The sequence below is a fragment of the Candidatus Villigracilis vicinus genome (genome assembly GCF_016702885.1).
Classification (GTDB): domain Bacteria; phylum Chloroflexota; class Anaerolineae; order Anaerolineales; family Villigracilaceae; genus Villigracilis; species Villigracilis vicinus.
The window spans coordinates 33,232-46,156 of the sequence record NZ_JADJDD010000009.1 but is presented as its reverse complement, the minus strand read 5'-3'; the positions used below and the strand labels follow the sequence as shown (position 1 = coordinate 46,156).

Here is a 12,925-nt window from a genome sequence, read left to right as displayed (position 1 = left end):
TCCTTTGTGACCCTTTGTCTCCTTCGTGGTGGAAAATTACGGTCTTTCGCCGTTTGCCAGACGGTCTTCGAGCTCATCAAGGATGATGGGCAGATCCCAAATGCCTTCGATGACGTAATGAGCGCCAGCGCGGTACAACTGCTCTTCCACTTTTTCGAGCGCGGTGACCTGTTCATCATCCGAAAGTTGATTGAACTCTTCTTCGGTCAAACCCATCAGGTTGCCGGTTTGCGAGAGCCCCACCGTCCACACACCTGCATTTAGACCTTCTTCGATATCCGCAAGCGTATCCCCCACTTTCACCACGGCTTCCACGGGAAAGACATTTAAGTTCATCATGTTCTGATACACCATCCACGGGAAAGGTCTGCCCGCGGGAACTTCATCGGGGCAGACGGTAGAGTCGGGCGCGTAGCCTTTCTCTGCGGCAACGGGCATCAGTTCATCCATCATCGAACGGATGTAGCCCGTCGTCGAGCCGATCTTGATTCCACGTTCGCGGATCTCTTCAATGGCTTCCAAACAGCCGGGGATGGGTTCGGCAAAATCCTTCACTACTGCAATTTGCATCGGCACAAATGATTCAAAGAGACTGTCAATATCGGCATCCGAGGCGGGAGCGCCGTGTTTGGCTTCCCATGCCGCCGCCACAGCCGGACGCGCAAGGATCGTGCGCAGGTGATCTTTCTTCATCAAGCCCATGCCAGAGCGCGCATCGGCAGCGGTGATGGTCACGCCGCGTTCTTCAAACAAACGCAGGAAAACCGCCGTCGGCGCGAATGAACCGAAATCCACGGTGGTACCCGCCCAATCCAAAATGACCGCTTGCACATTGCCAATGTAAGTGCGTTGATAGGTAAACATAATCGCTCCGTAAGTTTGATTTTATTTTTGAGTAGCGCGACATTCATGTCGCCTTGCATTTTTTTGGGCGAGATAAATCTCGCACTACGTTAGTTTGATTTTATTTTTGTGTAGCGCGACATTCATGTCGCTTTGCAAAATTTTGGGCGAGATAAATCCCGCCCTACGTTAGTTTAATGTCCATCTTCTTCAAGACAGATTGAATCGCAGACATCAAGCCTTTCACATCCGACGCACCCAATCGCCCCACATGCCCAATCCGAAAACAATCCGCATGGCTGAGTTTACCGGGGTAAATCAAAAATCCCTTGGCACTCAACAACTCATAAAACTTGCGAAAGTCAAAATTCGGGTGCGCGGGATAATAGAACGACGTAATGATATATCCGCGCTTCTCAGCGTGCAAATAGGGTTTGAAGCCCATCGCCTCCATCGCCGAAAGTGTGATGACATAATTTCGTTTGTAGCGTTCGCCGCGCGCGCTCACGCCGCCTTCTTTTTCCAACTCAAGCAGCGCCTGCCGAAAAGCAAGGATGGCATGAATGGGCGGCGTGAAGCGGAATTGTCCATCACTCTCCAAACCTTTCCACTGGGCGTACAAGTCAAGGCTCAGTGTGCGGGCAAAGCCTTCGGTCGCTTTGAGCGTTTCGATCTTCGCCAGGATGAACGAAAAGCCAGGCACGCCTTCGATACATTTATTCGACGACGAGATCAGATAGTCAATATTGCAGGCACGCAAGTTAACCGGATACGCGCCAAAACTGCTCATCGCATCTACAAAATAAATTTTATTGAACTCTTTGGCGATCTTCCCATATTCTTCAATGGGATTGATGATGCCGGTCGTCGTTTCACAATGGACGACCGCCACATGCGTGATCGCCGGGTCAGCTTCCAACGCCTCTCTCATGGACTTCGGGTCTGGTACGTCATCTTCGGCAGTTCTCAAGCTGACAGTTTGTATTCGGTGAATGTTCGCGATCTTCAACATCCGCTCACCATACGCGCCATTGATGAGGATCAGCAGTTTGCCGTCCTGTGGGATCGTGGACGAGAGAATTGACTCCACGCCAAAGGTTCCACTGCCCTGCATAATGATGGACGTATATTCTTCATGCCCATCGCCCAAACCCACCAGACGCGAGCGCACATCTTTTACAACTTCGATGAATTCCGTGTCCCGCGAGCCGAGGTCACGCAGCATGGCTTGCTTGGTGGGTCCGCTTGTGTTGAGGGGACCCGGCGTAAAAAGCGTTTTATCGCGTTAGGATGGAATATCCGAACCTAAGACGTCCAATCCTAAGAACATAGACATGATTGCTCCTACAAAATCCAGCAGGCATCCACTGGGAAATTAACTTGAAACTGCTCACCCACCACCGGTATTTTCAACTTGCGTTCGTTGAAGACATCCAGTGAAAATGGGTGTCCTTCCACATCCACGCGGATACGGACGATGGAACCAAGATAAGTGATCGAATCCACTTTGCCGCTCAGGTTGTTCGCGCCATCGAGATGACCGGGGTTCAATTCTTCAGGTCGAACGGCGAGACGAAGCGGCTTGTTATCCAAAAATTTCATACTTTGCCGTCCGTACCACTTGTGAACCAACTTTTACAAAGCCTTCTTCCGGCTCATGAGCGTCCACTGGAATCAAGTTGATCTGCCCGACAAATTTGGCAACGAATTCTGTGGCAGGGAAGTTATAAATTTCGCTGGGCGTTCCCACCTGCTCCATTTTTCCCTGGCTCATCACCACGATTCGGTCAGAGAGCGAAAGCGCTTCTTCCTGATCGTGCGTGACGTAAATGGTGGTGATACCAAGCGTTTGTTGAATACGGCGAATCTCCATACGAAGTTCCACGCGGATCTTGGCATCGAGCGCGGAAAGCGGCTCATCGAGAAGTAAAACCTGGGGTTGGAAAGCCAAAGCCCGGGCGAGTGCGATGCGCTGCTGCTGTCCGCCAGATAACTGAAACGGGTAGCGCTTCCCATAATCTTCGAGATGAATGAGCGCGAGCATTTCTTCCACTCGGGTTGCAATCTCACTTTTGTTCTTGCCCGCGATCTTCAAACCATAGCCGATATTTTCGGCAACGGTCATGTTCGGGAACAAGGCATAAGATTGAAAAACCATGCCGACATTGCGTTTATTAGGCGGAAGATAAGTGAGATCGTTGCTGTTGATGGTGATATAGCCTGAAGTGGGGACTTCAAAACCGGCGATCATGCGCAGAGTGGTGGTCTTGCCGCAGCCACTCGGTCCGAGGAAGGAGATAAATTCTCCCTGCTCCACGCTCAAGTTGAAATTTTCCACGGCGACGGATGTGCCGAAGGCTTTGTGAATATTGGTCAGTTCAAGATAGCTCATAATTCCTCGAAGATTAGCGTCCGGTCAATTGGCGTTGTGTGGAGTTGCCCCGGCTGAAATATTGGATCAAGCCCAGGCTTATCCAGGTCAGCGCATAACTGATGATGGCAAGCGCGGCAGGCTCGAAGGCTTTATCGCGTCCGACGGCCGCCATATAGGGTCCCAGCGCCGGACGAAGCAGGAAGTCGCCGAGAATGAGTTCGCCAATGACGGTGGCGAAGGAGATCAATGATCCGCTCAGAATGGCAATGCGCAGGTTTGGGAAAATAACGTCGATGAGAATTTTCGTCCAACTCGCGCCCATGCTTTGCGCCGCTTCGGTCAGCGTACGGACGTCAATGGTGCGCATGCCCACATCAATGGCGCGGTACATGTACGGCATGGAGAGGATGATGTATCCACCGACCATTAGAATATCAGTGGTAAAGGCATTAAAGTCATGCGGAAGGGCGGACGTCCAAAGGTGGTGTTAATGCCATACACATAAACGATGACAGGAATGACGAACGGCAAAATGGTGATGATCTCCACCAGCGGGCGCGCCTTGGGTAGTTTGAGGTACAACCAATACACCGTTGGCACAAAGATCAAAACACTGAGCGTGACCGAGATAATGCCCATGATGATCGAGTACTGAAAACTGCTCAGAAATTTCGGGTCAGATAAAACGATGGAATAGGCTTGCAGGCTGATCTCACCCTTTTTCATACGCAGGGAAAAATCGAGCGTTCCATAAAGCGGGATGAAAAAATAGAGCAGGGCAAGAATCGCCCAAAAGACAGACCAGAGATCGAAACGAGGTTTCTTCATGATTTCAACCACCTCGATGTGCGGCGCTGCAAAACGTTATACGCCAGAATGGTGACACCCATAATGACGATCATACCGACAGCAAGGGCGTAGCCCTCGTAGGGATTGTTCAATACGTCGCCGCGAATTTGTTGGGCAATGAGAATTGTGATGAGGTAGATACTGCCGCCGGTTAATGCATAGGCGGTGGCATAAGCTCCAAAAGCGCTGCCAAACAAAAGCAGGGTGGCGCCGAGAATGGAAGGTGTGAGGATGGGCAGCGCCACATCCCGCCAGTATTGCCACGAGTTTGCACCGAGGTTTGCCGAGGCTTCGCGCCATTCTTTTTTCAAACCTTCGAGCGCGGGGGTGATGGTGAGCACCATGAGCGGGAATTGGAAGTAGGTGTATGCCAATACCAAACCAGCCATGCTGTATAAGTTGAAGCCATTATCATAGGGGTTGAACGGACAAACTTGCGCGCCAGTTGCATCAGGGTAGCAAATGGATTTGAGGATCGCAGTAACGAAACCCGTCCGCCCAAGGGTGGCGATGTAAGAAAATGCCAGCGGTACCCCGCCAAAGTTGGCGGCAAGACCCGAAAAGGTCATCAGAAAATTTCGCACCCACTTGGGGGTGTTTCCAAGTGTGATGGCATACGCTACAAAAAATCCGAACACCCCTCCCACCACTGAAGTGATGACACTGACCTGCAAACTCACGCTATATGCCTTAATGACGTAGGGGTTTTGCATTACCGCATAGTTGCTGAGTGTGAAGTTCCCATTAAAGTCTTGAAATGACTTCAAAAGCAGGTTGGTGGATGGAAGCAAAAGAAAGAAAAAAATTAAAGCGAAAAAGGGAACCAGCCCGATCCAGTTCGTTTCGGAGAGACGTTCCCAGATGCTTTTTTTTACGGGAACTACAGGAGGAGTTAGTGTTTGAGCCATAAGTGAAGGCGTGACCCAGCCAAAATAATTGACTGGGTCACGTTACAGAAGTTATTAAATTGGATTACTTGATGTCGAGACCGACGACACTGTCCCACTCATTCTTGATGAGTTCGCGGGCGGCGCTGAGCTGGTCACCGGAAGGAACAACGGAGGCAGCGATGAGCGCAGGATCGGGCAGTTTCGCCTGAAGTTCAGCAGGAACCACACCGCGTTCGTTCAAGTCGGCGAGGCGGGCAGGAGCGCAGTAGCCTTCCATCCAAATCAAGTGACCTTCATCTGAATAAAGGAATTCTTCCCAGAGGCGGGCAGCCGCAGGGTGCGGAGCGTAGGCGCTAACCGCCTGGAGGTAGAAGCCGCCCCAGTTCACATCGGTCGGGTATACGATCTCAATGTTGGGGTTGCCAGCGAAGTTGTCCTTGTTGGCAGCGGCGAGGTAGTTCCACTGGAAGGTGATGGGGGTTTCGCCCTTGGCGATCGGACCGGAGTCAGCGATGAGCGGGAGCAGAATGCCCTTCTCGTTCAATTCCTTGAAGAATTCCAAACCGGGCTGAATGTTGTCGAGGTCGCCGCCGTTGGCAAGCGCAGCCGCATACACAGACTGGGCAGCCTGATTGGAAGCGCGGGGATCGCCAGCAAGAGCCACCTGACCTTCGTACTGTTCATCGTTAAGGTCTGCGTAGGAGGTGGGGATGTCAGTCACAACGTCGGAGTTGACTTCGAGCACCATCACACCGTTGTAGTCCACATAGTAGAAGCCGTCAGCGTCCTTGGTGCCAACGATGGTGTCCCAAGTTGCAACTTTGTAGGGAGCCAAAAGACCCTGTTCCTTGGCAAGAGGACCATACGCAGGACCCACATCAATCACATCAGGAGCCTGAGGACCTTTGGTTTCCTTGTTGTCGATAATCGCTTGGAGTTCGTCCGCAGAACCGCCATCGGGCAGGAGGGAGTTAACCTTGATGCCATACTTGGTGGAGAAGGTCTCCATCATCACACCATAGTTACACCAGTCATTGGGCAGGGTGATGACGTTTAATTCGCCTTCGGCTTTGGCAGCGGCGATCAAGGCATCCATACCGCCGCCTTGTTCGGCGGAGGTCACGGTGTTCCAATCCACATTACTGGCAGAGCCACCGGCAGATCCGCAGGCGCTCAATACGAGAGTGGCAGCAACCAAAAGCGCAACCACCTGAAAGGTAAATCTCTTCAACATATTTTCTCCTTGTTGGGTTTATGAAATACTGCTTCATCATACAAAGGAGAACTTAATGGTGTATTTATGATTTGCTAAATTCAAGTTAAGGAAAATAAAAAACATTCCGGCAATATTAACCCCTCATAACAATTTAATAACCTTAATGGCGGAATATTGGTGCGAAAATAAGCAAGGAGTGAAATCATCCAGTTGTTGAATAAGCACAGCAACTGGCGTGCGCATCCACTCCTTTTAATGCAGCAATGTAGTGATACGTTGCTGCATTAATTGATAAATCACATGAAAGATCAGGGGATCCACTATTTTCAAAATATCGTAACATTACAATCAATCTATCTAATTGCAGCAATTCCGCCATCCGCAAATGCGACTAAGTGCTGATGTAATGCACGCCACGACTTAAAAAGATGAGGACAAGGAGGGTAGACCTCAGTGCGGTTTGAACTTGATGGGTTTCAGAAAGACGTTCTATTTTTTTTCTTTTATTGCACTTAACCCCGCCATCAACAACTGCGCGGCAACCTGCATGGATTCTTTCAGGCGCATGGTGTCTGGCGACATGACCCATAACAACATCAGCCCTTCATACGCACCCAACAGGGCTGTGGTCGCATCCTGCGGGTTGACTTGCACAAACTCACCGCGCGCAATCCCCTGCTCGATGATCGCCTCAAGCCCGCTGTGATATCCGGCGGCAATCCGCTGCATGGCGGCACGGGTCTCCGGTGTTGGGCTGGACATTGACTGGTATTTTGCGCCCGTGAGATAGAGTTCGGACAGGTCTTCAGTGGAAGCCAGCACCTGCTCAAAGAATTTCTGCAGACGCATAATAGCAGGAGCATCCACTTCGCTGAGTGTTTTCAGGGCGGCGATATTTACTTCCGCGTTTTGCATCAGCAGTGCGTGGATGATCTCATCCTTGCTTTTGAAATACCAATACACACCGCCAACACTTAACCTTGCCTTGCGAGCGATGTCTTGTATTTTCACGTCTTTTAACGGCTTGCGTGAAAATATCTCGCGTGCTACAGCAAGGATTTTGGACTTTCGTTGTTCACTGACATCAGGTTTGGGCATGGTGTTTTTCTCATGGTAAAATAACCGAATAAGATTCAGTTATTTTACACTGCAATCAGGGATGCGTCAATTAATCCTGGCGCAAGTTCGATAAAAGGAAAAGTACCTGAATATTCTGGATGATCCTACAAAATATAAATATGGCAGCCAACACAATCAGAAAAGCCGCATCCCCAGGTCGAATAGATGGTTCATTGGTTTTATGGGTCTGATATATATGGGGCTTGGCTTGGGCTGTCTGGTGATGGGTATTGTCGCGTTCATTGGCGATCCTGCGGAATATATTCTCTTGGGGCGGGAAGGCGTTCCAGCCACCGGGGTAATTACCGGAAAAAGACATCTGAAAATTGAGCGCCTTTTGAAGTCTGACCAGCATAGTTATTACATTACTTATAAATATACCGCAATGGTCAATGGGGTGCCTGCCCAATTCGAATCAGAAAATCAAATTCCCCAATCTTCGTATTATAAAAAATATCAGGCTGGGCAGACAATTGAAATTCTATACGCTGCGTCTGACCCACAGATTTCCGCCGTCAATGCCGGTCTGGGAGTAGTTCCTGACAATTCTATCCTAATGCTGCTGATAGGCGCGGTGGGCGCTGCATGGTTTGGGTATAGTGGTTTGACGACCCTCCATGATGAGTTCGTCACCCAGCGCGGTTCTTGATTGCATAACCACCCGAAGGATTTGTGGATACTACCGGGGCGTTTTTGCGTGATTGAGTTGAGTACGGCTTCAAGATGGCACTGGTCAAGTGCAGTGTGCTCACCGCTACCGATTAGTGTCGGTTGACCAGACAGTCTGTTGGCGATGATTAGGGGAATATCAAATCATAAGCCTCGCCATAAAGAAGAAGAATACGCCGAGAAAAATTATTGCCGTAGGCCAGAATGCTTTCTCAGGCTTCATAAATAAAAATACAATTGGTGCAAAGGGAAGGAACAGGCAGGCAAGGAACCAGCCTATGCCTTCCTTGAAGGCTTCTACATAAAACCAGATTGACCCAATGGTAATTACCAAAAAACCGAATATCATAGTTACCAAACTTGCGCGCAAGAAAAATTCGTCCACAGCTACCTCTTTTAATATAGATTTTGGTTAAATAATTCACACTACTACTTATTCCGCAGGGCAATTGCATTTGAAGCTTTCAAATGCAATTGCCCTGTGATGTTTGTCTATGTGGAGAAGTAAATTCCATGATATAGTGTAAAATAACTGAACTCAATTCGGTTATTTTACACCGCGACAAAAAAAGCGTCAATAATTCCGGAAGAATTTCAATAAAAGGAAAAACACATGGATACGCGGAAACAAGATAGACCCTACCAACATAAAAATCACCAAAACTCATCGAGCGGAAGGAGGTGCAGTTTTATTTTGGGACTGATTTACGTAGGAGTTAGCCTGACTGTTCTGGCTCTGACAATGATTGCATTTTTTAACAACACAATGAGATACAACCTTTTAAAACGTGAAGGCATCACGGCTGCTGGGGTCATTACCAAAAAAATACATAATGAACCAAACCCCCTTTCAAGACGTAAATCCCATTATTTTTATGTTGTGTATCAATACACAGCGTTGGTTAATGGTTCACCTGCCCATTTTGAGACCACCAAGGAAGTTCGCTCCGACCTCTATTTTAGATACCAGGTCGGACAAGCGATTGAAATTCTGTACGTGGCGTCTGACCCAAAGATTTCAGCCATCAAGGCAGATTTGAAACCAGAGCCCCTTTCTTCCATCCCGTTGACTTTGATAATTGTGGCGTTTGTTGTGTTGTTTGGGTACGGCGGCGTGAAGGGAATGTTGGATGCACTCGATGCGTGATAATCCATCAAGAATCTTATGAAGCCCCTGCGAGGGCTTCATAAGATTCTTTGGAAGGCAAGGTGTTATTTGCAGATGTGGGTGGCGCGATATAAATTTCGCTTTACATTAAGAACAGGGCGGCTAGCGCCATCACCAATACCAGAGCCGCCAAGCCCCAGGCAGTATATTGCGCGCTTTGGTGTTGTTCCATGCCCATCAGTTCCACGCCAGCATGTTCGATGACATAGAGCCTGTCAGGGTTGTACCAGACTGTAACAGGCTGCCCCACCAGCCCTTCCAACTCTATGACTGGACAGCGGCTTGCCCACGCATTCGGGTTTTTCTTCGCGCGGCAGGTGAGCACGACTCCGCTTTGGGTTTGGATACTGGCTTCATACCACCAATTCTTTTGTTTTGTGACAGCCAGTACCCGCGCTGTTTCCTGTGTGAGTGCGTCCTGCGAGGGCGGTCGGGTTTCGTAAATAAAATACCCTGCAATGGCAACAAAAATTAGTGCAGCAATGCCGGAAATGTTTTTTTTCATCGTGTTATTCTTTCGGTTATGGAATCAATTTCAACGTAGTCACTGCCGCCGATTCAACTGCATCCAAACTAAACGGCAGGGTGTGATATTCGACCGCCAGCCATTGCTGGATCTGGTCATCGTAATGCGGGTTGAACGGCTGACCCGATTGCCCGCTGGGGATGATGGAGCGCGAAGCGTCCCAATCGGCGGGGTCGGCGATAATGCGATAGGCGGGACCGAGAGTCATGGCGTAGGGTTTATCGGCGTAGTACGCTCCGCTGTTGACGGTGTTCCAGTTACTGCCGGTGGGGAAGGGGCCGCGGCTGAAGATGGGTGCGAGCGCGGCGACGCTCCAACGGATGAGCGTAGGTGTGCGGTGTGAACGTCTCCCCAGGTTTGCCCGTCAAGTTCTGTCACAGCGGCGGAGAGCGCGGCGCTCATCATCTCGGCGCGGCGTCCGTCCCACCAAACATGATTCGGGTCATCAAGCAAGTTTTGCAGGAACATGGACGGGTATCCTGCCAGGGTGAGGTACGAGTCTGTCGAAGCAGAATCCAGCTTCGAGTTAAGCGTGAGGCGCAGTACATGCCACAAGGCAGATTCGCTCAACGCGGCGGCGGCGCTGTCGGGGGACATATCCCCATCCCAATCCTTCAAAAGAGAAATGGCGGCTTTTTCAGAATCCGTTTGCGGTGCGGCTTCGTTTGCAATTGCCTGCGCCACTTGCAGGTTGAGGTCGCTGTAAACGCTGGCTTGAAGCGCAGCAAAATCATTGGCGGTTACGTTTTGCGAATCGCGGATAGCCTCGCTGATGAGCGCCACGCGGTAGGGCGGCTGAAAATAATGCGAGAGGAAGTTGGGATAGTCCACACCGGCGGGGCGATTGTTGGCGGATGCGAAAAAGTCGCCGCTGGGATTCAATGCGGAGGGAAGTTCATCGAAGGCGACGAAGCCCGTCCACTCGTGCGCTTCATTCGACCCGTCAACGGGTTGCAGACCATAGACATTGTTCTCCGCTCGAACAGGAACCGCGCCCGACATCTGAAAGCCGATGTTACCCGCAGTGTCGGCATAGACGAAGTTCATGCCGGGCAACTGCCAGAGCGAAAGTGCGGCGCGGAACTCGTCCCAATTGGCGGCTTGATTAAGTTGGATGATGGCTTGCGCGAGCGGACGTCCCTGATCGAGTCCCGTCCAACGTAACGCGAGATTTTGTTGACTGTCGGGGTAGCGTCTGTGATGAGCGGACCATGATGCGTGCGGACGTTGACCGTGATGGGCGCGGCATCTTTCACTTGAATCATTTCTTCGCGGAAGGTGATGTCCTGCCATTCATCCTTGAATTGATATTGTGTGCCGTCCTCATTGAGGGTTTCGATAAACAGGTCTTGCACATCGGGGCGGGCGTTAGTGACTGCCCAGGCGATGCTTGCGTTGTGACCAATTTCCACACCGGGCAAGCCGGGTAACGATGCGCCGACGACATTGTATTGATTGTCCTTCGTATGCAAACCGACTTCATACCAAAGCGTGGGCATCGAAAGTCCCTGATGCGGGTCACCTGCCAGAAGCGGCATTCCAGATTCAGTGTGACTTCCGCCCACCACCCAGGCATTGCTGCCCTGATCGGGTTTGGTCAATGGCGTGATATTTAAATCGCGTTGAAACGCCAGCATGGCATTGGCAGTTTCAGGAAAGATAGATGCGTTGGCGTCGGGGATGACATCGGGACCCGGGTAATCGGGCAGGATGGATAGCGCTTCTTCCCATGTGAGAGATTGGGTCAACTGGCTGATGATGAGTTCGTCCTGGTAGTTGTTGCTCAAGCCCCAAGCGACGAGTTTGCCAAAGACAAGCGAATCAATCGGTGTCCACGCTTCGGGAGTGATGCCGAAATTTTGAATTCCAGCGGGGAGGTTGCCATCGGCTTGCGTGATGAAGGCGTTGACTCCGTCCGCATAGACGGTGAGAGCGGCTTGGGTGTCGGCGTCGAGAGTCTCCCCAATCGGCTTCGGCGGATTCGGTCATGCCGAGGATGCGCATCATGGTGTCATTTTTCACGCCGCGTTCACCGATGATCTCGCTGATGGTTCCATGCGCGGCGCGGCGTTGGGCTTCCATTGCCCAGAGCCTATCCTGTGCGGTGACAAAACCCTGTGCGAAGAACAGGTCATGCGCGTTCTCGGCAACGATGTGCGGAATGCCGCTCGCGTCGCGGTAGACACTAACGGGGGCGTTGAGACCATCGAGGGCGAGTTCGCCGTCTGTTTGCGGCAGGGCGGGGCGGATCACGCCAAGGTAGGCGAAGGTCGGCGCGGCGATGGCGAGGACGAGGAGGAAGAGAAGCAGGTAGGTCATGATCTTTTTGAAGAGGCGCATGGGAGACTCCTTGTACCGCGACGTTAATGTCGCGGTACGTTATAATAACTGAATAAAGTTCAGTTATTTTATGACGCAAGGCATAATGCGTCAAGACAGGTGCGAAAGGAAAAATCAAATGCCGGATTTTATGGAATCTTCAGACCATGGTTATCAAAAGAAAATGAAATACAAACACAGCGGATTCTACAAAGAAAATAAACGCAGCACCCCATCAAAGGGGATGGGGTGTGGTTTTATATTGGCGTTGCTTTGGACCATCTTTAGCCTTGCCATCCTGACTCTCTCTGTTTTTGACACTTTTAAGGGCTACGCTAATTACAACCTTCTTGTGCGAGAAGGCGTATTGACCACGGGAGTCGTTACCGAGAAGTACTATGAACATACAATGAGCAAGAGAGGTTTTGATAGTTGGTATCATGTAACGTATGAATACAGGCATTGGTCAATGGTTCGCCTGCCAGTTTGGAGTCCAGGATGACCGTTTCCCGCTCCAGTTATTCGAAATATAAAGTGGGTCAGGAGATTGAGGTCCTGTACGCCGCATCGAACCCGGAAATTTCAGCCACCAAGGCAGGCTTCGGACCACCATCGATTTTTTCCATTTTGTTCTTTCCGGCGCTTGCCACATGGCTTGCATACCTCGGTTTGAAGGAGATGTCCAAATCATTCCATGTGCATAGGTATGACTGAAGCAAAGTCGCTTGAAAAACCGTTTGGCTTGGGGATCACAGAAATAACAGGTTCATCTGTGTTCATACGTCGTTATCGCGCAAGAAAACAAGCCCTCTTCTCTTGTTTGACATTCGCCGCACGCATTGGGGGAATTAAACCTGGCTCGCATTGTCCTAAACTGGAGTGTATTCATTATCAGATATTAAACCCTTCCAATCACACTATTTACACCAGCACAACTCCTCATTGTGACTAA

The 12,925-nt window shown here is 50.4% G+C and carries 10 protein-coding genes and 5 pseudogenes; 4 read left to right on the top strand and 11 right to left on the bottom strand.

All coding sequences use genetic code 11. The features are described from left to right. Window positions 1-36: 36 nt before the first annotated feature. The 7 genes and pseudogenes from phnX to IPG80_RS09615 form a co-directional block, all read right to left on the bottom strand. Window positions 37-864 carry a phosphonoacetaldehyde hydrolase gene (phnX, locus tag IPG80_RS09645; RefSeq protein WP_345105771.1) on the bottom strand — a complete coding sequence of 276 codons (828 nt, stop codon included), beginning with the start codon at window positions 862-864 and terminating at the stop codon, window positions 37-39. Between the two features lie 163 nt (window positions 865-1,027). Then, window positions 1,028-2,113 (bottom strand): annotated as a pseudogene (locus tag IPG80_RS09640) (2-aminoethylphosphonate--pyruvate transaminase); the annotation flags it as partial. A 74-nt stretch (window positions 2,114-2,187) separates the two neighbouring features. Further along, a pseudogene (locus IPG80_RS09635) lies at window positions 2,188-3,235 on the bottom strand (ABC transporter ATP-binding protein). 13 nt (window positions 3,236-3,248) lie between these two features. Beyond that, a pseudogene (locus tag IPG80_RS09630) lies at window positions 3,249-4,045 on the bottom strand (ABC transporter permease subunit). Then, complete coding sequence (locus IPG80_RS09625) at window positions 4,042-4,974, bottom strand: ABC transporter permease subunit (RefSeq protein ID WP_345105768.1); 933 nt, start codon at window positions 4,972-4,974, stop codon at window positions 4,042-4,044. The pseudogene IPG80_RS09630 and the gene IPG80_RS09625 overlap by 4 nt, the downstream one beginning before the upstream one ends. A gap of 64 nt (window positions 4,975-5,038) precedes the next feature. Beyond that, window positions 5,039-6,190: an ABC transporter substrate-binding protein gene (locus tag IPG80_RS09620; protein WP_345105765.1), complete on the bottom strand. Its 1,152-nt coding sequence runs from the start codon at window positions 6,188-6,190 to the stop codon at window positions 5,039-5,041. Between the two features lie 471 nt (window positions 6,191-6,661). After that, complete coding sequence (locus tag IPG80_RS09615) at window positions 6,662-7,270, bottom strand: TetR/AcrR family transcriptional regulator (RefSeq protein WP_345105762.1); 609 nt, start codon at window positions 7,268-7,270, stop codon at window positions 6,662-6,664. Window positions 7,271-7,376: 106 nt separating this feature from the next. On the opposite strand from IPG80_RS09615, the gene IPG80_RS09610 reads away from it, so the two are divergent. Further along, window positions 7,377-7,940, top strand: a complete 564-nt coding sequence (locus tag IPG80_RS09610; RefSeq protein ID WP_345106038.1) for a DUF3592 domain-containing protein — start codon at window positions 7,377-7,379, stop codon at window positions 7,938-7,940. Window positions 7,941-8,099: 159 nt separating this feature from the next. Here IPG80_RS09610 and IPG80_RS09605 read toward each other — a convergent pair whose 3' ends face one another. Further along, window positions 8,100-8,345 (bottom strand): hypothetical protein, encoded by a 246-nt coding sequence (locus tag IPG80_RS09605; protein ID WP_345105759.1) that lies wholly within the window; start codon window positions 8,343-8,345, stop codon window positions 8,100-8,102. 228 nt (window positions 8,346-8,573) lie between these two features. Here IPG80_RS09605 and IPG80_RS09600 point away from each other — a divergent pair, with 228 nt between their 5' ends. Further along, a complete protein-coding gene (locus tag IPG80_RS09600; protein ID WP_345105756.1) occupies window positions 8,574-9,107 on the top strand; it encodes a DUF3592 domain-containing protein in 534 nt (177 codons plus the stop codon). Window positions 9,108-9,210: 103 nt separating this feature from the next. Here IPG80_RS09600 and IPG80_RS09595 read toward each other — a convergent pair whose 3' ends face one another. The 3 genes and pseudogenes from IPG80_RS09595 to IPG80_RS09585 form a co-directional block, all read right to left on the bottom strand. Then, complete coding sequence (locus tag IPG80_RS09595; RefSeq protein ID WP_345105753.1) at window positions 9,211-9,633, bottom strand: hypothetical protein; 423 nt, start codon at window positions 9,631-9,633, stop codon at window positions 9,211-9,213. A 16-nt stretch (window positions 9,634-9,649) separates the two neighbouring features. Next, window positions 9,650-10,947, bottom strand: a pseudogene (locus tag IPG80_RS09590) (penicillin acylase family protein). Further along, window positions 10,902-11,973: pseudogene (locus IPG80_RS09585) on the bottom strand (penicillin acylase family protein); the annotation flags it as partial. The pseudogenes IPG80_RS09590 and IPG80_RS09585, both read right to left, overlap by 46 nt. Window positions 11,974-12,112: 139 nt before the next feature. Here IPG80_RS09585 and IPG80_RS09580 point away from each other — a divergent pair. Together IPG80_RS09580 and IPG80_RS09575 are read left to right on the top strand one after the other, a co-directional pair. Continuing rightward, complete coding sequence (locus IPG80_RS09580; RefSeq protein WP_345105750.1) at window positions 12,113-12,475, top strand: hypothetical protein; 363 nt, start codon at window positions 12,113-12,115, stop codon at window positions 12,473-12,475. Then, window positions 12,472-12,687 (top strand): hypothetical protein, encoded by a 216-nt coding sequence (locus tag IPG80_RS09575; RefSeq protein WP_345105747.1) that lies wholly within the window; start codon window positions 12,472-12,474, stop codon window positions 12,685-12,687. The genes IPG80_RS09580 and IPG80_RS09575 overlap by 4 nt, the downstream gene beginning before the upstream one ends. Window positions 12,688-12,925: the final 238 nt, after the last annotated feature.